This window comes from Streptomyces sp. NPDC101151, assembly GCF_044768335.1.
GTDB lineage: Bacteria > Actinomycetota > Actinomycetes > Streptomycetales > Streptomycetaceae > Streptomyces.
In genome coordinates this window covers 1-22,314 of sequence record NZ_JBIWPP010000041.1, presented here as the reverse complement: position 1 = coordinate 22,314, position 22,314 = coordinate 1, and the positions used below count along the sequence as shown (strand labels likewise).

At 67.0% G+C, this 22,314-nt stretch carries 19 protein-coding genes and 5 pseudogenes; 9 read left to right on the top strand and 15 right to left on the bottom strand.

Features of this window, described 5'->3' with window-relative positions:
* Window positions 1-202: 202 nt before the first annotated feature.
* A complete protein-coding gene (locus tag ACIRU3_RS40350; RefSeq protein WP_404067799.1) occupies window positions 203-376 on the bottom strand; it encodes a CsbD family protein in 174 nt (57 codons plus the stop codon).
* Window positions 377-490: 114 nt separating this feature from the next.
* On the opposite strand from ACIRU3_RS40350, the gene ACIRU3_RS40345 reads away from it, so the two are divergent.
* The gene (locus ACIRU3_RS40345; RefSeq protein ID WP_404067795.1) at window positions 491-934 is read left to right on the top strand and encodes a MarR family winged helix-turn-helix transcriptional regulator; all 444 of its coding nucleotides are present in this window, start codon (window positions 491-493) and stop codon (window positions 932-934) included.
* Between the two features lie 155 nt (window positions 935-1,089).
* Window positions 1,090-2,727: an MFS transporter gene (locus ACIRU3_RS40340; protein WP_404067899.1), complete on the top strand. Its 1,638-nt coding sequence runs from the start codon at window positions 1,090-1,092 to the stop codon at window positions 2,725-2,727.
* On the opposite strand, the pseudogene sph reads toward ACIRU3_RS40340, so the two are convergent.
* From sph to ACIRU3_RS40300, 8 genes and pseudogenes are all read right to left on the bottom strand, one after another.
* Window positions 2,700-3,548: pseudogene (gene sph / locus ACIRU3_RS40335) on the bottom strand (sphingomyelin phosphodiesterase); the annotation flags it as partial. The gene ACIRU3_RS40340 and the pseudogene sph sit on opposite strands and share 28 nt — an antisense overlap.
* Before the next feature lie 242 nt (window positions 3,549-3,790).
* Window positions 3,791-4,048: a hypothetical protein gene (locus ACIRU3_RS40330; protein ID WP_404067792.1), complete on the bottom strand. Its 258-nt coding sequence runs from the start codon at window positions 4,046-4,048 to the stop codon at window positions 3,791-3,793.
* Between the two features lie 303 nt (window positions 4,049-4,351).
* Complete coding sequence (locus ACIRU3_RS40325) at window positions 4,352-5,200, bottom strand: helix-turn-helix domain-containing protein (protein WP_404067789.1); 849 nt, start codon at window positions 5,198-5,200, stop codon at window positions 4,352-4,354.
* A gap of 15 nt (window positions 5,201-5,215) precedes the next feature.
* The gene (locus tag ACIRU3_RS40320; RefSeq protein ID WP_404067786.1) at window positions 5,216-5,740 is read right to left on the bottom strand and encodes a DUF6879 family protein; all 525 of its coding nucleotides are present in this window, start codon (window positions 5,738-5,740) and stop codon (window positions 5,216-5,218) included.
* Complete coding sequence (locus tag ACIRU3_RS40315) at window positions 5,712-5,954, bottom strand: hypothetical protein (RefSeq protein WP_404067783.1); 243 nt, start codon at window positions 5,952-5,954, stop codon at window positions 5,712-5,714. The genes ACIRU3_RS40320 and ACIRU3_RS40315 overlap by 29 nt, the downstream gene beginning before the upstream one ends.
* A 347-nt stretch (window positions 5,955-6,301) precedes the next feature.
* The gene (locus ACIRU3_RS40310) at window positions 6,302-8,815 is read right to left on the bottom strand and encodes a transglycosylase SLT domain-containing protein (protein WP_404067781.1); all 2,514 of its coding nucleotides are present in this window, start codon (window positions 8,813-8,815) and stop codon (window positions 6,302-6,304) included.
* Between the two features lie 33 nt (window positions 8,816-8,848).
* On the bottom strand, window positions 8,849-9,436 hold the full coding sequence (locus ACIRU3_RS40305) for a hypothetical protein (RefSeq protein WP_404067779.1): 588 nt from the start codon (window positions 9,434-9,436) through the stop codon (window positions 8,849-8,851).
* A gap of 407 nt (window positions 9,437-9,843) precedes the next feature.
* Window positions 9,844-10,350, bottom strand: coding sequence for a hypothetical protein (locus ACIRU3_RS40300; RefSeq protein WP_404067776.1), 507 nt, complete (start codon window positions 10,348-10,350; stop codon window positions 9,844-9,846).
* 496 nt (window positions 10,351-10,846) lie between these two features.
* Here ACIRU3_RS40300 and ACIRU3_RS40295 point away from each other — a divergent pair, with 496 nt between their 5' ends.
* Entirely contained in the window at window positions 10,847-11,503 is a 657-nt protein-coding gene (locus tag ACIRU3_RS40295; RefSeq protein WP_404067774.1) for a pirin family protein, read from the top strand.
* 186 nt (window positions 11,504-11,689) lie between these two features.
* Window positions 11,690-11,895, top strand: a pseudogene (locus ACIRU3_RS40290) (IS630 family transposase); the annotation flags it as partial.
* A gap of 87 nt (window positions 11,896-11,982) precedes the next feature.
* On the opposite strand, the gene ACIRU3_RS40285 reads toward ACIRU3_RS40290, so the two are convergent.
* Entirely contained in the window at window positions 11,983-13,239 is a 1,257-nt protein-coding gene (locus ACIRU3_RS40285) for a YcaO-like family protein (RefSeq protein ID WP_404067771.1), read from the bottom strand.
* A 508-nt stretch (window positions 13,240-13,747) separates the two neighbouring features.
* The gene (locus tag ACIRU3_RS40280; RefSeq protein ID WP_404067769.1) at window positions 13,748-14,947 is read right to left on the bottom strand and encodes an RNA-guided endonuclease InsQ/TnpB family protein; all 1,200 of its coding nucleotides are present in this window, start codon (window positions 14,945-14,947) and stop codon (window positions 13,748-13,750) included.
* Window positions 14,948-15,819: 872 nt separating this feature from the next.
* Here ACIRU3_RS40280 and ACIRU3_RS40275 point away from each other — a divergent pair.
* The 5 genes and pseudogenes from ACIRU3_RS40275 (at window position 15,820) to ACIRU3_RS40255 (ending at window position 19,744) form a co-directional block, all read left to right on the top strand.
* Window positions 15,820-16,293 carry a GNAT family N-acetyltransferase gene (locus tag ACIRU3_RS40275; RefSeq protein ID WP_404067766.1) on the top strand — a complete coding sequence of 158 codons (474 nt, stop codon included), beginning with the start codon at window positions 15,820-15,822 and terminating at the stop codon, window positions 16,291-16,293.
* Window positions 16,294-16,375: 82 nt separating this feature from the next.
* Window positions 16,376-17,155: pseudogene (locus ACIRU3_RS40270) on the top strand (IS256 family transposase); the annotation flags it as partial.
* A gap of 106 nt (window positions 17,156-17,261) precedes the next feature.
* Window positions 17,262-17,627 (top strand): annotated as a pseudogene (locus ACIRU3_RS40265) (ISAzo13 family transposase); the annotation flags it as partial.
* Between the two features lie 194 nt (window positions 17,628-17,821).
* Window positions 17,822-18,817, top strand: a complete 996-nt coding sequence (locus ACIRU3_RS40260) for a zinc-binding dehydrogenase (protein WP_404067897.1) — start codon at window positions 17,822-17,824, stop codon at window positions 18,815-18,817.
* Between the two features lie 249 nt (window positions 18,818-19,066).
* Window positions 19,067-19,744, top strand: coding sequence for an MBL fold metallo-hydrolase (locus tag ACIRU3_RS40255; protein ID WP_404067894.1), 678 nt, complete (start codon window positions 19,067-19,069; stop codon window positions 19,742-19,744).
* Here ACIRU3_RS40255 and ACIRU3_RS40250 read toward each other — a convergent pair.
* The 4 genes and pseudogenes from ACIRU3_RS40250 to mgrA all read right to left on the bottom strand — a co-directional run.
* Window positions 19,632-19,955: pseudogene (locus ACIRU3_RS40250) on the bottom strand (cation:proton antiporter); the annotation flags it as partial. The gene ACIRU3_RS40255 and the pseudogene ACIRU3_RS40250 sit on opposite strands and share 113 nt — an antisense overlap.
* A gap of 5 nt (window positions 19,956-19,960) precedes the next feature.
* Window positions 19,961-20,446 (bottom strand): TrkA C-terminal domain-containing protein, encoded by a 486-nt coding sequence (locus ACIRU3_RS40245; RefSeq protein WP_404067764.1) that lies wholly within the window; start codon window positions 20,444-20,446, stop codon window positions 19,961-19,963.
* Between the two features lie 109 nt (window positions 20,447-20,555).
* A complete protein-coding gene (locus ACIRU3_RS40240) occupies window positions 20,556-20,741 on the bottom strand; it encodes a hypothetical protein (protein WP_404067758.1) in 186 nt (61 codons plus the stop codon).
* Window positions 20,742-20,842: 101 nt separating this feature from the next.
* Window positions 20,843-21,886: an L-glyceraldehyde 3-phosphate reductase gene (gene mgrA / locus ACIRU3_RS40235; RefSeq protein ID WP_404067756.1), complete on the bottom strand. Its 1,044-nt coding sequence runs from the start codon at window positions 21,884-21,886 to the stop codon at window positions 20,843-20,845.
* Between the last annotated feature and the right edge of the window lie 428 nt (window positions 21,887-22,314).

The window sequence follows — 22,314 nt, the reverse complement described above, 5'->3', positions numbered from 1 at the left end:
CCGTAGCCCACTGCGTGCCCGCCTTCCGCCCGGTGCCGGGCCCCCACGCTCGGTGCTCTGCTTCGAGCCTGGCACGGGTGCCCCGGCTCCGCGCGTCCGAAACGGCCCGACACGGGGCCGCCGGAAGGGTTCAGGAGGCGCTGCAGGCCCGGGAATCCGATCGCGAGGATGTCCCGGGCCTGCCTCGTCACGTTCTCCGAATTCAGTGCTTGAAGACGTCCTTCGTCTTCTCCTTGGCCTGCCGGGCGTCGCCGCGCGCGCCCTCCATGCGGCCCTCGGCCTCCAGACTCTCATTGCCCACGGCGCGGCCCGTGGTCTCCTTGATCTTCCCCTTGGCCTGCTCCGCCTTGGCCTTCGCCTTCTGGTTGCGAGCCATCGGGTTTCACATCCCCACGTCTCTCGGTGTGTGGTCCCCATCCGACTTGCCGTTGTGCGGCGGTCCAAACGCGGGGTTGAACAGTCCAGACTGATAAACCTATTGTTAGTAACCATGGGTATGGAGAACGGGACCGAGGACACCGCGGCGCTCGCCGTCGCGCTGCGGCTCGCCATGGGCCGGACAGTCCGCCGGCTGCGCCAGGCACACGCGGTGGGGGACGTGACCCTCTCCGGCGTGTCGGTACTGGCCCGGCTGGCCGGCGCCGGACCGGAGTCACCCGGCGCGCTCGCCGAGCTGGAGCGCGTCCGCCCCCAGGCGATGGCCGGCACGCTCGCCGGACTCGAACAGCGCGGTCTGGTCAGCCGCAGCCCCGACGCCGCCGACGGCCGACGGGCCATCGTGTCGATCACGGACGCGGGCCGGACGATCCTGGAGGAGCGCCGCTCCGAGTCCGTGGGCCGGCTGGCTCGCGCCCTGGACGAGTTCACCCCGCAGGAGCGTGCGACAGTCCGTGCCGCGCTGCCCCTCCTCGACCGGCTGGCGGAACAGCTGTGAGCGGGCAGGGACCGGGCAGCGTCCCGGGCGGGCCCGCCGGAGGCCTGCGCAGCCGTCTGCTCGCCCGCGCGGCCCGCAACCGGGACACGCCCCCGGGCCCCGGCTACAAGTGGGTCGCCCTGTCCAACACCACGCTCGGCGTCCTGATCGCCACGATGGACGCCTCCATCGTGATCATCTCCCTGCCGGCGATCTTCCGCGGCATCGGCCTCGACCCGCTCGCCGCGGGCAACATCGGCTATCTGCTGTGGATGATCCTCGGCTATCTGCTGGTCTCGGCCGTGCTGGTCGTCGTCCTCGGCCGGCTCGGCGACATGTTCGGCCGCGTCCGCATCTACAACCTCGGCTTCCTGGTCTTCGCCTGCGCCTCCGTCGCACTGTCCCTCGACCCGTTCCGGGCCGGCGCGGGCGCCCTGTGGCTGATCCTGTGGCGGATCGTGCAGGCCTTCGGCGGCTCCATGCTCACCGCCAATTCGGCCGCCATACTCACCGACGCCTTCCCGGCCCGGCAGCGCGGGATGGCCCTCGGCATCAACCAGATCACCGCGCTCGCCGGGCAGTTCCTCGGCCTTCTCGCCGGCGGCCTGCTCGCCGCGGTCGACTGGCGGGCGGTGTTCTGGGTGAGTGTTCCGGTCAGCGTGACCGGCACCGTCTGGTCGTATCTCAGCCTGCGCGAGACCGCGGCCGGCGGACGCGGCCGCATCGACTGGCTCGGCAACATCACTTTCGCCACCGGCGCCGGAATCCTGCTCGCCGGCATCACCTACGGCATCCAGCCCTACGGCGGCCACCCCACGGGATGGACGAACCCCTGGGTGCTCGCGGGCCTGATCGGCGGAGTCCTCCTCCTGCTGGTGTTCTGCGTGGTCGAGACGCGGGTCGCCGAGCCCATGTTCCGGCTGTCCCTGTTCCGGGTGCGGGCCTTCGCCGCGGGCAACCTGGCCGCCCTGCTGACCGCGATCGCCCGCGGCGGCCTGCAGTTCATGCTCATCATCTGGCTGCAGGGCATCTGGCTGCCGCTGCACGGCTACGACTTCGAGGACACCCCGCTGTGGGCCGGCATCTTCATGCTGCCGCTCACCCTCGGCTTCCTGATCGCCGGGCCCGTCTCCGGCTACCTCTCGGACCGGTTCGGCGCCCGTCTGTTCTCCACAGCCGGCCTGATCGTGGTCGCGGGCTCCTTCCTCGGCCTGCTGGCGCTCCCCGTGAACTTCGAGTACGGCATGTTCTCCGCGCTGCTGTTCCTCAACGGTTTCGGCCAGGGCATGTTCTCCGCACCCAACACCTCGTCCGTGATGGGCAGCGTCCCGGCCCGCTACCGAGGCGCGGCCTCCGGGATGCGTTCCACCTTCCAGAACTCGGGCACGGCCCTGTCCATCGGCGTCTTCTTCTCGCTGATGGTCTCCGGGCTGGCCTCGTCCCTGCCGTCGACCCTCGGCAGCGGACTCCAGGCGAACGGTGTGCCCGCGGGCACCGCCCACGAGGTGGCCTCCCTGCCACCCGTCAGCACCCTGTTCGCCACCTTCCTGGGCAACAACCCCATCGGTCACCTCCTCGGTTCCGGCGACACGCTGGACCACCTGACGGCGGCCCAGCGCGCCACCCTGACCGGCCACACCTTCTTTCCCCAGCTGGTGTCCGGCCCCTTCCACCACGGCCTGACCATCGTCTTCGGTGTCGCCGCCGCCATGGCCCTGGTCTCGGCCCTCGCCTCAGCGCTGCGCGGGGGCCACGAGCCCGCCGGCGACGACAGTCCGAAGGGCTCTCATCCGGTGTACGCGCGCAAGGGGTAGTGGTCCGAGAGGTTCGTGTACGTGTACGAGGTGCCCCAGCTCGTCACCGTCCAGGGCTCCGACTGCTCCTTGACGACCTCGTTGCGCCAGTTCTCCGGGCGGGCGTGACCGGCGCGGCCGAGGACGTAGTCGAGGTCCTCGCGCGGATCGTCCGGGTAGCGGTCGTGGGCTATGGAGTTCTCCTGCGTGTCGAAGGAGTACGGGTGCCCGGTGCGCGCGTCGGCGCCCACCAGGCCGGCGTCGCTGAGCAGCGACGCGTACTCGCCGCTGCGCGAGTCGACGTTGAGGTCGCCCGCGACCAGCACCTCCTCGTCGGCGGCGATGTTCTTGGCGTCCAGGAACGCGTCGATGGCCTTGAACTGCCGGCTGCGCATCGCCGCCGCCTCACCCGCGCCGCACCCCGGATCCGTGGACTGCGCGTGCGTGCCGACCACGTGCACGCGGGCGCCGTTCACGTTCAGGACGACGTACGCGAAGCCCTTGTTGGACCACCAGTCCGCCCCGCACGCGTCCTTGTACACGTACTGCTCCTTGTGCACGATCGGCCACTTGCTCAGCACGGTGACCCCGCCGTCCTCGGGCGTGGTGGCCGAGTACGCCCCGCCGGTCGCGTCCCAGCCGTCCCGGCTGCGGCCCACCACCGGTGTCTGGTACGGGTATTCGGCCGCGGCGGCGCTCTTCAGCGCGTTCGACGAGGAGTTGTCGAACGCCTCCTGCAGGACGACCAGATCGTTGCCGTGGAAGAAGGACGCCTTCGGGATCTCCGCGGCCCGGTGGTCCTGGCGCCAGTTCGGGTACAGGTTCTTGCTCATCGGCAAGACAGCCTAACTGTAGTCAGCGTGGGCACAACAAAGCCCCCTCCACCTCGGGGGAAGTGGAGGGGGCCCCGCCCTCATACCCGCGGCGGGTGCGGGTTGCCGTCGGGCGGTCCTCACCCCAGGAAGGCGCTAGCCAACAGGGGGCGAGGAGCTTCGGACGCTGGCGGGGAGAGGAGATTTTGCCGACCTCACCCACCCCGCCGCGCCCTCCGCGGGCCGGGCACACAGGCGCCCAGCACGCGGGTCTAGGGGGTGGGTGCGAGGCCGTCAGCGAGCCGCGGAGTGAAGCGCCAGCCTGTCTGCCGAACGACGCGGAAGCGGTCATGGGCCAGATTCTTTGCGTGGTGCTTCCTGGCCCACGCCTCCGCCTCGCTGACGTGCTCGATATCCAGGCCCTCCACGCATGAGGCGCATTCGACCCACCGTCGGGCGGGGAGGTCGTCGACGACGAGCCGCTCGTCCCCGACCTCTGTATAGGCATAGCTCTTCACGCTGGCGGTCATGACAATGCCTCCCCTGCGTGGTGCCGCGCCATCTCGACGCGGAGATCCGACGCCCTCGACGGGTCGTAGTCGTCGCAGCGCGGGTCTGTGGCGCGGTCGATCTGAGGCTGAATGGCTGCACACACCTTGCAGCCCGGTCGCGGCTTGGGAGGCGCGTATGTCGTCGGGTCCATGAGCTGAATCGGGACGTCCCGAAGCACTGTTTCCATTGCCATCCCGGCACCTCCGCCACGTCGTCTTAAGGACGACACTAGGAACGTGCGCCACGGCAGTTCCAGGAAGTTCTACAAAGTTCCACGGGCGTCACTCAAGCGCGTCAATCGCGGCCGTGATCCTGGCCCGCGCGCCCGCTCCGTAGACAGCCAACTTGGCGAACTCCCCGAAGGCTTTGAGGTACTGGCCGACTTCTGAGGGGGCAGTCACGTTCACTTGCGCAGTCAGTAGTTCAACCTGCGCTTGCGCCTCGTCGTAGACGCTGAAGGTCTCCACCATCCACATCCGTCGGTCGGCCGAAAAAGGGATGACGCCGAGAGACACGGACGGAAGAGCCATGATCGATAGCAGATAGCCGAGTTGGCCGGCCATCACCTCCGCACCGCCCACACGGTGTCGCAGGACTGCCTCTTCCACGAGCAGCGCAAACCGGTGGTCGCCCGTGCGGATCACCTGCGAACGCTCCATGCGTGCCGCTACGGCCTCTGAGACATCGTCGGGAGCCTCCCGGAAGGCTGAGATGGATCCAAGCAGAGCCCGCGCGTACCCGTCCGTCTGAAGCAGACCCGGCACCACGTTTGAGCAGTAGATGCGGAAGACTCGCGTGCGCTCGAAGAGCGGCACATAGGACTCTTGGAGACGTCGAAGACCCGTGCGTTGAAGGCGGCGCCAATCCACGTACATCGAGTCAGCCGAGCGGGAGGCCGCGATCAGATCCGCGGCCATCCCCTCAGCACCACAGGCCCGACACCATGCGGTGATGTCAGCGTCCGACGGGGGCGTGACGGCGTTCTCCAGCCGAGAAACCTTGGACGTGTACCACCCGGCCCGCGCCGCCACGTCCCGACCCGTCAGGTTGGCGTCCCGCCGGATCTCCCTGAGACGGTCGGCGACGGCCCTGCGCGCTGCCTGGACGCTGGAGGAGGGTGAGTTAGGCATGGCTGGGGCTGCTAGTCAGATCCTGTAGTCCTCGTGTGGCGTGGCCCGGTCCCATACGCCCTCGAAAGCGTCGGCGCAGAGCTTGACCACCGCAGGGTCGTCGGTGACGTCGTCGCCCAAGTAGGTACCCTCCCCAGAGAAGTAGCCGAAGCGGACGAGGCGGCCGTCGAAGACCCAGAAATCATTGCCGGGCAGGGCCAAGTCAGACGCCTTGCGGCGAGGAAGCCATCCGATCTGCTCCCCCGCAGCGACGTTCGTGAACGTCCCGTCGTACAGGTATCGGGTGTACTCGCTGACGGGCTCAGAGACGACCCGGGCACGGCGGATGACGACTCCGCGGGCCACGGTCTCCGCCACCATGTCGAGCCACGGGCGCCACCACGTCGCTCGGTCGGCAGGGTCAGGCCGATACCCGGACTTCCACGCCTGGACGCGTGGTGCCTCGTCGGGGTCGTCGTAGTGGTCGCGCATCTCAAGATGCACAGCCGAATGCCGGCAACCCGACAGCAGCTCACCGAACGGTGGAGCGCTCCGCCACATCACACGCCTCCCTGATGGCGGCCACCATTCGCATGGGAAGCCGCACGACCTCTTCACTGTCGGGGATGGGGCCGGCTGTCAGGCAGTCCGCCCGGGTGCCTTCGTCGGCCCTCCATCCCTGCATGACGATTTCCTGCCGTTCCACGTCCACCCACACCGTCGGGCAGTTCGCACCGTCGGTGTTGGGGTCCTTCGCGATGAAGCGTAGCGACATAGCAGCTCCAACCCTTCTGCGGGTTCTACGGATGTCTATGCACCATCACGCCGACGGGTGCGAGCGTCAAGAGGGCCTAGAGCCAACCCGCGAGACGCATGCGGACTCGCCACGCGCGACCGTGCCCCGGGGAACAAAACTGCTTCACACGCCCTGCGCCTGGTTTCTGCGCGACGTCGGCCCCGCACTGCGGGCACTGGACGGGCTGGCTCTTCGCTGGCTGACCGAACATAGGTGCTCCTCCTAGAAGTCATGGGAACGCCCCGCGGCCCATGTCGGGATCCGCGGGGCGTGGGGATGGGGTGTGTGAGCCGCCCCGTCCGGTGGACGGGGCGGCGAAGTGTGCGTCAGACCCAGCGGCCGGTGTTGATGTCCGCTGCGTTCTGCTGCTCCCGGACGACGATGCGGTGGTCCAGGATGTCTGTGATTTCGTCCGTACCGAGATAGGTGTGATTCTCGACGACGACGTTCGGCGTCGACGACGATCCACGTGCAGCGCGAAGATCGCCCCACTGCTGCGACGTCATGACCGGCTCAGGACGTCCCGTGCCGTTGGCAACAAGGGAGAGGCCCTTCGGCAGGTAACCCCCGTCGTCGTACCACGTCGGCGTCACACGTCCACCCAGGGCGTACCGCTTCGGCGGCAAGTGACTGTTGGCCTGCTGGACATTCGTGATGTTGCCGTACCGGTGCGTGATGTACCGGATAGCCGCCGCGACGTTGGCCACCGGATCGAGGATGTTCCACGACGTCCCGGCAACGTGGTTCGCCTTGAACGTCGGTGGGATTACCTGCGCCAGGCCCTGTGATGGCACGCCGTTGCGAGCGTTGATGTCCGTCCGGTTGATTGCGTTCGGGTTCCAGGCACTCTCGCGCTGAATCAGCGTGTTGAGGCCGGCGAGCCACTGCGCCTCCGTGCCCGGGGGCGGGACGTGGGCGGCAGCCATGGCCTGACTGATGATGCTGCGGCGCTTGCCCGACGGGATCGACCCGCCGATGTCACCGCCTCCGCCGGTCACACCGTCGACGATGGCGTCCCGGAGCCTGTCGGCAATCTTGATGGGGAGCCTGGCCAGCATCTGCCCCATGGGCGACGAGCCGCCACCGTCAGTAACGTGCGAGAGCACGCCCTTCATCAGCCTGTCCCAGGCTTTGCCCGGGTGGAGAGCAACGTCGCCGGCCGTCCTCGTCCAGTCGATGCCCTTGTCTATGGCGCCCTTACCCCAGTCAATGACGCCGCCGACGAGGCCACCGTTCGCGAACCGCGGGATCTCTCCCGTCGCGTTCATGTACGCGAGCTTGTCGAAACCGATCTTCCGGGCACTGCTGCGCTTGATGATGAATTCATCAGCCATCGCCAGGATCGGAATGGAGTCGACGCCAGGGATGCCGCCACTCGTCCGTCCGCCGTTGGCGAACTTCGGAGCTTCGTCGAGGAGCTTTGGAGCCTTCGGGAGTGCGTCGAGTCCGACGAACTTCGCCACTCGATCCCACACGGCCTTGATGCCGTTCGTGTAAACCGCGTCGACGATGAAGTTCACAGGGCGCGCGGCGATACCTGCGATCTGATCCCACGACCGCTTGATCGCCCTCTTGGCGTCGCCGAAGGCGTCACCGAGGAGGCCCACTGCGGACTTGATGTTGTCGAATGCCGGCTTCAGGCCCTTGTTGTACAGCCACTTCGCACCATCGGCTATGTTGTCGACGGCCGGGGAGACCATGTGGTCGTAGAGCCACTTGAACTTGTCGCCGACCCATTTGATGCCGTCCCATAGGTTCTGGAACGAGGGCTTGATGCCCTTGTCCCACAGCCACTTTGCCTTGTCAGCTATCCAGCCGGCGAAGGGCTTGATGATGTGGTCGTACAGCCACGCGAACTTGTCTCCGATATACTTGACACCGTTCCAGGCACTGGTAAAGAACGGACTCAGCGCCTTTTCCCATAGCCATTTGGCAACCGTGGCCATGTCCTCGAACGCTGGCTTGAAGACGGTTTTCCAGAGCCACGTCAGGACACCTGCGATCAGGTTGAACGCGATGACCAGCGGCGCTACGACCAGCGTCAGGATGACGGCCGCTGCGATCCTGGCAACCGTCGAAATGACGCTCCAGGCTGGCACGAACACGTTCTTCCAGAGCCACACCGCGACGTCGCCGACCACCTTGATTCCGGCCCATATAGCGTCGAACGTCGGCTTCAGGACGTTCGTCCACGCCCACAGAGCAGCCGTCTGGATTCCCTGCCACACAGCCTGTACGAGGTTACGGAACCAGTCCAAGTGCTTGTACGCGTAGATCACTGCTGCGACGAGAGCGACAATTCCCACAAATATCAGCACGATCGGGTTGGCAGCCATGACAAGGTTGAACGCAGCCATCGCGATCGTCCACACCTTCGTTGCAACCCACACCCCGTAGATGAGCTGAATCAACCACGGCAGCGTGTCTGCGACGGAGGCTATGCCGTCAGCCACGGCTCCGATCACGTGAAGCAGCGGGCCAGAAATCGGCGACAGTGCCGCTCCGATGGCCAGGAACGCGCCGGCTATCGAACCCAGTGTCTGAGCGATGAGCGGGCCGTGTTCGTCGGCGTACTTCAGGAAGTTCTCGAACTGGGGCGAGCCCTTCAGCTTCGTCCCCCAGTCTGCGAATTTCCCGGACGACTTGACCATGCGGTCCGCGATATCGTCGATGTGCGGGAGGAAGGCGTCGATGACGCCGGCAGCGCCCTTGATGACGTGGCCGAAGGTGACGCCGAATCCGACGATCGCCGGCTTCACGCTCTTGTCGATATCGCGTTTGAAGCCGCGCCAGAACGGCGTCTTCAGATCCTTCGACGTCTTGTCGAAGAGGATTCCCACGGCGTCCGCTGCTGCCTTGATGTATTTCGAACGTCAGGCCGCGTCACTCCGCAACGACCGCATGCGCTCACGGGACTTCGCCCGATCCAGCGTCTTCGCGCACTCAGTGCTGCAGGTCTTCCGCCACTTGCGGTTCTGGCTCGCCAGCCGACGCTGCTCGAACGGCTCCGTGCACTGTGCGCACGCCCCGCGCCACACCTTGAAAGAGCCTTCGACCGTCACACGGCCTCCGTCGACGGCCCACGACGAGCCCGGCTTGGCCTCCGCCTGGCGGGCGGCGAACTCTGCGACTATCTCCGGGTCCACGCGGACAGTGACCTCACTGGCCGTGGGCGGAATGATGTCCATCTCACGGCCCGATGGACGTCGACGCCGCGGACGGTCCGGATCATCCTCGTCGTGCATCCCGTCGTGCCAGTCCTCCCACTGTCGCTCCCCGAACTCTTCGTCGGGGATGTCGTCGTACGGGTCGTGACCGGACAGTCCCCGCCATGGCCCACGGCCGCGGGAGACGTAGGCGTCGTGATCGGTCTCTAGCTCCAGCGTGAGATAGCGCAACTCCTCCGCGCCGTCTACCAGACGGGTACGCCGGCGGATGGGCGCACCGTTGTTGTCGTACATGCCTCTGCCCCTCGATCGTCGACGAGCCGCGCGGGCGCGACGGCTCACACAGGGGTTATGGGGGAATCGGAGGGCGATGTTTGGGTTGACGGCTCCGAGCTTCGTCGTCCGCCTCCGCCGCGTCCAAACTGGGGGCCAAAGTGCCAAACTAAACGGCATTCTCAAGCCGCCCTAAGACGCGTTAGAGAGAACCCGAGAAGTACCTCTATTTTGACCTTCTGACACTAGAAAGAGGTACTTAGGCTGGTTGACCTGCAGTTTTGCGCCGAACAGGCAGGTGTGGAGTTTGGCCTCAGTCGGGCCAGGTTTGACACTCCAGAGGGGCGGAGGAGGTCGACGAGGCCCTCCGGACACGACGCAGCCCGCTCCAGGGGACCCGGGGCGGGCTATCGAGTCGGGTGGAACGGTCAGGCGGCGACGCGGGGGCGGCTCGTCGACGTCGCGGAGCGCAGCGCCGTCAGGCATCCGGGGTGCAGCGGCACCCACGCGTCACCCTGCGCGACGATCTCCAGGTCTTCCGTGTCGTTCCACTCGCCGCACCACGCGCAGGCGGAGTCCTCGTGGCACTCAGCGCACCACACGTCGCCCCGCTCGTCGACGTGAGGGCGCGTGTAGTGGTGGACCAGTCCGCAGTCACAGGTGACGGCCTCGTCCGCCGTCAGCGGCTCGTGCACCGGGATGTCGGCCAGCATGGCCTCGCCGACGAGGACGAGAGCGGAGGCGTCGCGCAGGGACTCGACGGAGCCCGTCAGGTGCAAGGTACTGAAGTCGGTCACGCGATAGTCGGCGTGCGTGGCATAGGCGGCCGGGGTGCCGAGTTCATAGGCCACGTTCCAGGCCACGTGGCGGAGGTGCTCGACGTCGGAGGGGGAGGCCGTGGGGCCGATGACGAGGACTGCGGGGTGTGCGAGCATGGAGGCTCCTTCATAGGAGACAAGGGGCCCGCTGCTTCCGCCAAGATTCCGCGGGCCCTTTGTCTTGCTTGCGCCCTTGTGGCCACAAAGCTAGACCGGTTGTGGCCACAAGCGCAAGCCCTTGAGCCCTTGAGTTTGTGGCCACAAGGGCGCTACCGTCTGGGCATGGACGTCGAAGAGAGCGAATACGACAAGGCCAGGCGCGTGCGCATGCCCGACGACGAGTGGGAGCCGTTGCTCCAGGCAGCACAGGCCGTGCACCCGGAGGGACGGAGTCCCCGAGGGCGCGTCATCAGAGAGTTCGTGCGTTGGTATCTACGCCGGCCAGGCGCCCGACTCCCAGAGCGACCACCCGCGGGCACATGGAGCACACCCCCGCAGACATGAGAAAGCCCCGCCATGTCGGCGGGGCTCTTTCGTGCGCGACATCGGCTAGTTAGGGCGGGGAGGACGTCAAACAGGCCCTGCTGGTGCCGTTGCGTTTACCATGTAGGTTGTGATTTCTGTTCGGCGCGGCGCAGAGCGCTACCGTGGCGGCAATGCGGCCGTCGGTAGCGAGACACTGTGCGCCTTCTCGTTCGGGCCGTTCCACGACCCCGACAACCTGCGCTTCGGCGCCGTACTCGCCTTCAACGAGGAGAGGCTCGCGCCTGGGACCGGGTTCGACGAACACTCACACAGCCACACCGAGATCGTGACTTGGGTGGTGGAGGGAGAGCTGACGCACCGAGACTCGACCGGGCACGCCACCGTCGTCAGGCCCGGGGACGTCCAGCGGCTCAGCTCGGCCGACGGCGTGCAGCACGCCGAGCTCAACGACGGCGAGGCACCACTGACCTTCATCCAGATGTGGCTGGAACCCAAGGACCCGGGCGGCGAGCCCTCCTACGAGACCGTCCGCGGCATCGCCGACTCCACGCCCTACGCCCTGCCCGCGGCCGGCGCCCTGCTGCACGTGCGGCGGCCCGCACGGGACGAGCGGACCGCCGTCCCGGACGCGCCGTACGTGTACGTCCACGTTGTCCGAGGAGCTGTGCGGCTCGAGGGCGAGGAACTGGGGCCTGGCGACTCCGCGCGGATCACGGACGCGGAGGGGCTGGAGCTGACCGGTGCCGCCGCCAGTGAGGTCCTGCTGTGGGAGATGTCCGTCTGATCAGTGCAAGGCATCTTCGACCGCCACTGCGCCCAGGACCCGCCTCGGTACTACGGGCAGGTGCGGTCGGTGCCCCGTTCGAGATTCGCCCGTTGCCGGCACCCAGGGGTGCCGCCGGCGACGGCTGCGCCGCGTCGGCGTTGCTCATCCCGATGCCGCAGTGAACGCGCCGTCCAACTGGCGACCGAAGTCGACAACTTCTCCCCGCACCTGACTACACGGCGCGACAGCCGGGTCGGTGACTGGGCCACGGCCAATAACGTTGAGATCGCCTGTACGCCAACCAACAGCTCCTGGCTCAACCGCATCGAGGCCCCAGTTCACCGCCCTGCGCTACTTTACTCCTCGACAGCACCGATCAGCCCAGCCACAAAGAGCAGGGCAGCATGGTGATAGAAGCACCCCTACGCGCCGGCCGCGGAAACGTCGAACAGCAGCCTTCAGATACGGCTGAAATCGGCCTCTGCTGCTGCTTGGTTTCACGGGAGTTTGGATGCGGCCAGTCCGCGGTCTCCAGGAGCCAGCGGGTGACCAGCGAGGACGAGCATGAAGTGTTCCAAGCCCGGGATGAGGGCATGGCACGCATAAATGCCAGCCGGCATGCCTTCAGCGATGGCGAGATGGGGGTCGTATCCGTTGTCGGCGAGTGTGTCGATGATCCTGGCGAGATGCCCCCCGGGAGTGCTCGGCGGAACGGTGTCGGTGAACGGTTCCGGAGTGACTCGGCGCAGCAAGTGCGGACCGAGTCGGGCGCACCTTTGGAGCAGAGGGTACTCGCTCAGAGCGTTTAGCTTGACATGGAACTCGGCGACGCTCCCTGGCCTTTCGCGCAGAAGGGCTACCTGCAGCAGCTCGGTGCAGGCGCGAGTGGCGGCGTGGAACATGGACAAGGACGCGCCCGCTCCATAGCGCGGTACGCCTTGTGACGACGGGGTGGTGACCGCCAGGACGGAAGGGACTCCGAGATCGGTGGTGATGTTCACCAGCGTCACCTCACTCCGGAGGCGATCTTCTATTGATCTCAGCAGTTCCTGCAGAGTCGTCGGCAAGCTGTCGCGGGTGAGCACACGAGCGGGGGTAGGGCGTATGACCGAACGAATGAGGAAGAGCGAGAGCGCATCCCGCTCGATGACCTCATTGAGAGCATGAACGGCGGCTTCCTCGAATGCGAGGCCGACTGCGACGCCGTTGGTAGAGGAGTGACGTACGAGGGGAAGGTAGTTGTAGTTGTCGCCCAAACATGCTCGGATCGGGGCAGCGGAGTCCTCCACATACCACGGAGAATGCAGGAAGAGCGGGCCGGGCGACGTTGAGTTGTCGAGGAATGAGGTGTACGTACGCACTGCCATCGGCACGCGCGGCAGGCGAGCGAGAAGATGAATCGCAGCATCCGATGCCAGGGCGGACTTCAGCAGCAACGTCGGCGAACACAGAGCGACATCATTCAAAGCGAATCTGGAAAACGCGTAGTATTCCAGCGCCTCGAAAATCGATCCGACACGCGCGCTGTCACTCGCTCCTTTGCCGAAACCGGTGCCCGTAAGTGTGTCATCCACACGAAGGAGTCGGCATTCCCATGCCGTGGGGTCACCCCCAAAACTGCGCAACTCGGCACGCAACCCGAGAGCTGTAAGGACCTCACCCACGGCAATCTGGCTAGCGGACAGCGGCATGGTGCGCTCAGTCTCACCATCCAGGTCGATATCAACCCTCGGTTTCACCAGGCTACTAGCCATTCTCATCTCATCTTCCCCTGCCTAGGCCGGTCCGGGAGACACTGCTTCCAGACCGGCCTAGCCGAATACACTCGAGGACTACTTTTCAGGATTTACCTTCCCTCGCCCAAGAGCGTCCTTGGCGACCCTCTCGAGGGCCTCCCTCTCCTCCCTGGGGATGGCTTCAGATGTCTTCTTCATTACGCGGGCAGTACCGAACGGACACATAAGATCTCCCTTTTGGCGAAATGAATTGCTGCTGCAGGTGCGTCTCTTTGATGCGGTGCGAATGACCGAAGCCTCTCCGGTATTCTTCATCCCAGTTAGTAAGCCACCCGCTTCGCGGTGCACACCGGCTATAAACATAATGAGGGCGCCTACTCGGAGGCATGCATCCCCCATCCGGTTGAACCGGTATACGAAGACGAGCGGTCGGCTCGGCTGCGTCCCGCATAGGGAAGGCCGGGCGGCGGCGGCCGGTGGCCCAGCAGTTGTGACTCCTCCTCCGGCTGAAGCCGGGGGCTTCTCGCTATGCCGGTTGGGCTTCGCGACGGGCCAGCCCGGCCCGTAGAACGTTCAGGGCGCCCACCGTGTCCGCGTGCGCCCGGTGGCCGCAGCCGATGCAGTGGAAGGTTTCCTGGGTGGGCCGGTTCTCCTTGACGGTGTGCCCGCATTCGGGGCACCGCCGTGAGGTGTTGCGGGGGTCCACGGCGATCACGTCTCGTCCGGCGCTTTCAGCCTTGGCCTGCAGGATCGTCAGGAACACCCCCCATCCGGCATCGGCGATCGAACGGTTGAGCCCGGTCTTGGCGGCGGCCCCGTTGGGCCGGAAGCTGCCCGGCCGGCCAGGGTCGGGCTTGGGGGCCGGGGCCTTGCTCATGTTGCGGATCTTGAGGTCTTCGTGCGCGATGACATCGTGTTCACGCACAAGGCCGAGAGCGGTCTTGTGCGCGTGGTCCAGGCGCTGGCGGCGGACCTTGCGGTGCAGGATGACAACCTTCCGCACGGCTTTGCGGCGGCGTTTGCTGCCGCGCTTGCACCGGGCCAGGGTTCGCTGTGCGGCTTCGAGCCTCGCGGCGGCCTTGCGGCCGTGCCGGGGGTTGGCGATGTGCTCACCGTTGGAGGTGGTGAGGAACGAGGCTATGCCCATGTCGATGCCGACCACACTGCCCGTCTTGGGCAGCGGCTCCGGCTGGGTCTGCTCGGCGGTCAGAACTACGTACCAGCGCTTGCCCTCACGCTTGACACTGACCGTCTTGACCTTGCCGACCACGGCACGATGCTGGTGCACCCGGACATGCCCGACGCCCTGGAGACGCACGCGGGTGACGGCATCGTGCGCAGTGGCATCCCAGCGGCAGCCGTCCCCGTCCTTGGGGAAGTCCACCGTGTCGAACCGGCCAATCCCACGAAAGCGCGGGTAACCCGGCTTGTCCCCGGCCTTGATACGACCAAAGAACGTGGCGAACGCCTTGTCGAGACGGCGAAGCGTGGCCTGCTGGGACGAGAACGACCAGCGCCCTTGCCTTTCGGGGTCGAACGCCCGGATCCCCTTGAGCTGAGCGGACTGCTGCCCGTACCGGACGGTCGTCTTCGAGGCGTGCCGGTAGGCATCGCGGCGTTCCTGCAACGCTCCGTTGTAGAGGGAGCAGTGATCCCGCAGCATCGCACCGAGCGCGACCTGCTGGCCCACGGTGGGCCGCATGAGGAACTTGTACGCACGGATCACCCGACCCACCCCCCTTCGGCCCGTGTGTGCTCAACATAGCGGGGGCCACTGACAACGAAGAGAACCCTGGCGCTTCGCGCCTCCGCGCCAAGGATGCGTTTCCCTCCCCGGCTGAAGCCGGGGATACCCACGCAAGATCAAGGATGGAACTTGACCACTGCGGGCCTGGAGGCGGCGACAGCCGAGTTGGGCCGGCCGGTGAAGGAGATCGGCTGCACTGCCCGGGACGCGGCGAAGCCGTTGCTGCGCACGCGCTCGCGGTGACGGACACGATCGACGGGTTCTGCCAGTCACCGCTGCTGGCGACCAAGCCGATCGCCCACCGTACGAACAGCGTCTCTGCACAGGCGGGGCCGCTGCCGGTTCGGCCGCCAGGGTTGGGGCACCTGCGGAGCTGGGGATCCGAGATCCCCCTTCCCGTCGCCGGCACGTTCGCTGCACCGTCCAAGGGCAGCCTTGCGGGCTGCTGCAGTACTCACTGCGCCGGAGGACGGGGTGCCGGTGCTGTTCGTGGAGGTGGACAGCCACACCGCGGCGAGCCAGAACGCCAGCTCGCTCTCCTTGGCGCGGATGATCTTGCCCCCTCGATTCGTCGGACAGCGTCTCGGTTAGTCGCTGCAGATCGCGGGCCAGGTCGCGTTCGGCCTTCAGGACGGCCCGCTGATCTCCGCGTCGGCGAGTCTGCATGTCCGTGCGCTTCCCGAGCATCTTCTGCTCTACCTCGACGGCGATCACCTCCCCGACCTTGGATCGAGATCCCACGACCGGAGCATCACAGCCGATACCCCGGTTGGAGTTGCACCCCTGGGTCGGCACACCGCAGAAGCCGACGAAATCCCGGGCATGGCGATGATCATATGTACAGTGGCCGCATGGCGAATGACGAGCCTTTCTCTGCTGCAGAAATGCGGATAGTGGAACTGATGCCGGGGGAGGCGCAGGCTGAGGAGGACCTGTACTCGGTACTCGGTCAGCTGCGGCCGGCTCTTACGCCACATGCCTATGGGGAGCTGCTGGCCAAGGGTTCCGCCCAAGGGTTGCGCTACCTTCTTGCTTACGGGAACGACGGCACGCCGCTGGGCGCTGCCGGCTGGCGGGTGCTGACAACCAGCCGCGGTCGCATCCTGATGCTCGAGGACTTGGTGACTGACCAGGCGGCTCGGTCGTCCGGGGTTGGCGCGGCACTGATGACCGCCGTGCGAGACATTGGGCGGAGTGCCAACTGTGTCGCATTGGAACTCGATTCAGGCGTGGGCAACGCTGCGGCTCACCGCTTCTATTTCCGGCACGGGATGAGTGTTCTGTCCTTCCATTTCGCCATGCCGCTCGGCAGCCTTGATCATTGAGCTTCGAGATTGGACGCTGATCGGGTGACAAGGGAGTCCGCCTGACAGGCAAGGCTCCCGGGCGGTTGAGCGAGCCGTCAACAACGACGGAACCACCGAGACCGGATCCCTGATGGACGACATCGTCCGCGAGGGTGCCCGGCGGATGCTCGCCGCGGCCCTGGAGGCCGAAGTCAACCAGTACATAGCCGAGTTGGCCGGTGAGCGGGACGAGGCCGGCCGCCGTCTGGTGGTCCGCAACGGCCATCATCGAGAACGGACGGTGACCACCGCTGCCGGGCCGGTCGCGGTGAAGGCGCCCCGCGTGAACGACAGGCGCGTCGACGTGGAGACCGGTGAGCGCAAGCGGTTCTCGTCGAAGATCCTCGCGCCGTGGTGCCGCAAGTCCCCGAAGATCAGCGAGGTCCTGCCCCTGCTCTACCTCCACGGACTGTCCTCCGGTGATTTCGTGCCCGCGATGGAGCAGTTCCTGGGTTCCTCGGCCGGCCTCTCGCCAGCGACGGTGACGCGGCTGACGAAGCAGTGGACCGATGACCACACCGCCTTCCAGGCCCGCGACCTGTCGGATTCCGACTACGTCTACGTGTGGGCCGACGGCGTCCACCCCAAGGTCCGCCTCGGCCAGGCCCACTCCTGCGTCCTGGTCCTCGTGGGCGTGCGCCCCGACGGCCGCAAGGAACTCATCGCCCTGGCCGAGGGGCTGCGTGAGTCGACCGAGTCGTGGGCGGATCTGCTGCGTGACTGCCGCCGACGCGGCATGCGCGATCCCGCACTCGTGGTCGGTGATGGCGCGATGGGCCTGTGGAAGGCCCTCGCAGACGTGTTTCCGCAGGCCAGGCACCAGAGGTGCTGGGTTCACAGAACCCGCCAAGAATCAAGGTGTGGATTTCGATCTTTGGCTACGGTGCCGTGCTATGGCCCGAAACGATCTCCCTCAAGCCCAACTGGCGCTTCGCTTCGCGGTCTTGATGCCGCACTTGAACGAGCGGCAGCAGCGGCTGGCGGCGGCCACGGAAGCCCGCTTGATCGGGCACGGCGGCATACGGGCCGCCGCACGCGCCGCGGGGATGAGCGAGACCACGGTGCGGCGTGGGGTGACGGAGTTGGAGGCTGGTGACGGCCCACTGCCGGACGGCCGGGTTCGTTCCCCCGGCGGGGGCAGGAAGCGGGTCGAGGCGGTCAGCCCCGAGGTCACGAGCGCGCTGATGGCCCTGGTCGAGCCCGATGAACGCGGCGACCCCGAATCCCCGCTGCGTTGGACGACGAAGTCGCTGCGGCACCTGGCCGAGGAACTGGGCCGGCAGGGCTATCCGGTCTCCGCGCCGACTGTGGGCTGGGTATGTCCCCTGGTGGGGCGGGATCGTTCCTCCGGTAGATCCGCCGGGTGGACGACAGCAGGCCAGGGGGCAGCGCGCTAGGCTGGAGCCGGACATGTAACCGCGTCAACAGCCCGAACACGTCACCCGCCAGCGGCGCAGTTGAAAAGGTTCATTGGGTAAAGGGGAGTGAGGTGCCGGTGAAGGCGGAAATGGAAGCGGCCTACATCACTGGCCCAGGGCCGGCGGAGGCTATTCGCTATGGTCGGCTTCCGGTTCCGGCCGTCAGCCCGACGGATGCCCTGGTGAAGGTTCAGGCATTGGCAGCCAATCCCGTGGATGCCTTCGTACGCTCTGGTGCCTTCCCGACAGCAATGCCCGCCCCGTTTGTCATCGGCCGTGACCTGCTCGGTGAGGTCGTCGTTGGCGGATCAGGAGCAGGATTCGCGCCGGGAGCAAGGGTGTGGTGCAACAGTCTTGGTCATCATGGGCGACAGGGTTCCTTCGCCCAGTACTCCGTAGTGGCTACAGACCGCCTCTACCATGCTCCCTCTGACATAGAACCACTCGCACTGGTTGCGGCGGCACACCCGGCTGCTTCCGCCTGGCTGGCTCTCTTCAGGCACGGTCGGCTGCGGTACGGCGAGCGCATCTGCGTCAGCGGCGCTGGCGGGAACGTTGGCTCAGCCGTTGTCGCCTTCGCCGCCGCTGCTGGGGCGAAGGTGGTGGCCACCGCTCGGCCCGAGGACCACGCCCGGCTGCGGACCTTGGGAGCCGCCGAGGTATTCGACTACCGTGCACACGACCTCCACCAGCACCTGCACGACGCAGCGCTTGGCGGCTACGACCTGTACCTGGATACCTCCGGCCGCGACGACACAGCCGCAGCGATCGATCTGCTCACTCACGGTGGCCGACTAGTTATCATGGCCGGCTTGAATCGCGCCCCTCAGCTTCCGCTTGGTCGCCTCTACACCCGCGATGCAAGCCTCATCGGCTTCGCCATCACCAACGCCACCACGGCTGACCTCGCGGATGCGGCAGCAGGCGTTGTGGGGCTGCTGCGCACCACTGAGTGGCGTCCCCGCATCATCCAGCGTCTGCCTCTCTCGCAGGCCGCACATGCGCATAGCCTGTTGGAGAGCGGATCTTTTCGCGGCCGAATCGTTCTCGAGCCGGATAGCGGCCACCCGATCGGGGAGGCCTGAAAGTAACTGATCGTTTCGGAATGAGGTGTGGAGTCGTCTGAAGCCGATGATGCTGCAGGCGAGTTGGAGGAGTAATAGTCAAGAGTTGTGGATCAGCAGAAGTGCTTGGCGCCTGTTTCTGAGCCTTCCATGACATGACGTGGTTGCGAAGTCGGGAGTGTTGAGATAGGCGCCTGGAGCACGTATGGGAAAGTGTGGCCCGTGGCTGCGAGATTGCGAGTGACAACCGTGGACGCGGGGCCCTTCACGATGCCGAAGGAAGGTCTCTTGCACGGGGCGAGCGGCATGATCTCTGTGCCTTCGACAGTGGCGGTCATCGAGCACGCCGTGCACGGACTGATCCTCTTCGATACAGGTATCAACCATCGTGTGGCTGACCCGGAGGCCGCGGACAGCTACTGGGGCGTCGGGCTGCGGGCAGCGTATGGTGCCCAGGCATTCACCCGGGAGCATGCCATCGACGCACAGCTGGATCGCCTCGGATACCGCCTGTCCGACGTCAAGTACGTGATCTACTCCCACCTGCATCTCGACCATGCCGGCGGAATGAGCTACTTCCCGGAGGCCGTGCATGTGGTCCAGCACGATGAACTGCGCCACGCCTGGTGGCCGGACCGCTGGACGGCCCGGGGCTACGCGTTCAACGACTACCGGGACACGCGGTCCTATAACTTCCTCGAACTGGCCGGTGACACCGACCTGTTCCTGGACGGCACCGTGACCGTGGTCCGCACGGCAGGCCATACGCCCGGCCACCAGGGAATCATCCTCAACCTCGCACACCAGGAACGGATCGCCTTCATGGGCGACGCCGCGCCGTGGCGGCGCCGGGCAGCGCGTTCAGGGCGGCGTCGACGAGCCCGGCCGGGTACTGCGTCCTTGGGTTGGAGACGAGATCGCCGGCGGTGTATTCGAGGCCGAGCATGAGCAGCAGCAGGATCACGCCGATCTCGGCGCCGATCGCCACGAACTCCTCGCTGGCGCCCAGCGGCAGCAGCCCGCCCTCGCCGAAGGCCAGTCCGGCCAGCAGATACAGCGGGATCGGGGAGAAGCTCAGTCGGGCGGCGAGCCGGCCCAGCAGGCCGAGGCCGAGGATGATCGCGCCGAACTCGGTCAGGAAGACCGCGGAGGAATGCATCCGCCTCAGTCCCGGCCGAGTATGCCGACGGCCGTGTCGACGCCCTCGCGGGTGCCGATCACGATCAGGGTGTCTCCGCCGGCCAGCCGGAAGCCGGGTCCGGGGGAGGGGATCGCGTCGGCGCGGCGCAGCACGGCCACGATCGACACGCCGGTCTCCGTGCGCATCCGGGTGTCGCCGAGCAGCCGCCCGTTCCAGTGGGACGTCGCGGACAGCGCGACCCGCTCGGCCACCAGGCCCAGCTCGGTGGTGGACAGCAGGTTCGGGCTGTGGTGCGTCGGCTTCAGCGCCTCGGTCAGCGCCTCCGCCTCCTGGCCGGTGAGCCGGACGGACAGGGCGCACGCGTCGGGATCGTCACCGCGGTAGGCGCTCAGCGTCCTCGACCCGTCGTGGTGGGCCACCACGGACAGGCGGTGCCGCTCCCGGGTCGAGAGGTCGTACCGGACACCGATGCCCGGCAATGGGGTACTGCTCGTGCGTGCGGCGCCCATGGCTGCCCCCGTGCCCGACTTGACGGTTTCTTGGCGAAACCATTACCGGAAGCCTAACCTGGCCGCTAAGGGCCGTACGAGGAACTCCGGTTGGGCAGGGGGGTGGTGCTCAATAGACGGAGCCGAGGTAGCCCTCGCCGTCGGTCGGGTCGGGCTGGCAGGTCCGGCACAGTTCGTGATCCCCGTCGCGGGTGACGACGGTTCCCCAGCCGAGGCACTGCGTGCAGTTGCGTGCGAGGTCCAGGTCGGGGTGGGGCGACGGGAAGGGGCTGTGGCGAGGGGCTCCGTAAGCCATGCGGGAAGCGGCTCCTTGACATTGCGGGATCGCTGGCCGGATGACTTCCATTATGTCCTATTTTTCCTTTATGTCAGTGACGTGCGTCACTGCGTGCCATCTCAGCCCAGATTTCCCATCCGGGCGTCCTGCCACAGGTCCACCCCGCCGTCGGTCGCGTGCTTGTCGATCTCGGCCAGTTCGTCGGCGCTGAAGTCGAGGTTCTGCAGCGCGGCCACGTTCTGCTCCAGCTGCTCGGTGCGGGAGGCGCCGATGACCAGCGAGGTGACCCGCTCGTCCCGCAGGGCCCAGGCCAGGGCCATCTGGGCCAGGGTCTGCCCACGCCGGCCGGCGATGTCGTTCAGGGACCGCAGCCGGTGCCGCATGTCGTCGGTCAGCCACGCCGGGTCGAACGACGTGCCCTGCGCGGCCCGCGAGTCCTGGGGCACGCCGTCGAGGTAGCGGCCGGTCAGCAGTCCCTGGGCGAGTGCCGTGAAGCCGATGACGCCGAAGCCCTCCTCCTGGGCCGTGTCCAGCAGGCCGTCGGTCTCGATCCAGCGGTTGAGCATGCTGTACGACGGCTGGTGGATCAGTAGCGGGGTGCCCAGGTCGCGGAGGATGGCGGCCGCCTGCCGGGTGCGCTCGGCGTCGTAGGAGGAGATGCCGACGTACAGCGCCTTGCCCTGGCGGACGGCGGTGTCGAGGGCGCCCATCGTCTCCTCGAGGGGCGTGCTCGCGTCCAGCCGGTGGGAGTAGAAGATGTCCACGTAGTCCAGGCCCGTGCGGCGCAGGGACTGGTCCAGTGAGGCCAGCACGTACTTGCGGGAGCCGCCGCCCTGCCCGTAGGGGCCGGGCCACATGTCCCAGCCCGCCTTGGTGGAGACCACCAGCTCGTCCCGGTAGGGCGCGAGGTCCTGCTGCATGAGCCGGCCGAAGTTGATCTCCGCCGCCCCGTACGGCGGACCGTAGTTGTTGGCCAGGTCGTGGTGGGTGATCCCGAGGTCGAAGGCGCGCAGGGCGATCTCGCGCTGCGTCTCGAAGGGGCGGTCGTCGCCGAAGTTGTGCCAGTAGCCCAGGGACAGGAGCGGGAGGTCCAGTCCCGAGCGGCCGGTGCGCCGGTAGCGCATGGTTCCGTCGTAGCGATCGGGGTCCGCGACGTGGTTCATCGGGTCGTCTCCGGGTGGTGCCGTAGGGGGTGCCCGTCGTGTGCGAGGGGCTCGTCCACCCTGCGCCTTCATGATTGGTAAGTCCAACCGCTGCCCCTCATGGCATTGAGCGGTCCGGTTTCTGAATCGGGTGGCGGTAAGGCATCCGGGTGACCGGCGCGACCCGTGTGCGCGTTTGCGAGTGTGACCGGTGCGGAGCCGGGAACGCGGAGGGCACACCCGGCCGGCCGGCCGGGTGTGCCCTCAGGCGACGCGGTGCGCCGGCGGTGGGAAAGGAGGAGCCCGTGAGCGGGGCGATGCCCGGCGGGGAACGGCAGGTCGGGACGCGGCCGGGGACTCCGGAGGCCGTGGCGGGGCGGCCCCCGCCGGTGCGGGGGGCTGAGACCCCCACGCACCGCCCCCCCCCGCGGGCCCGCCGCCACGCCCAC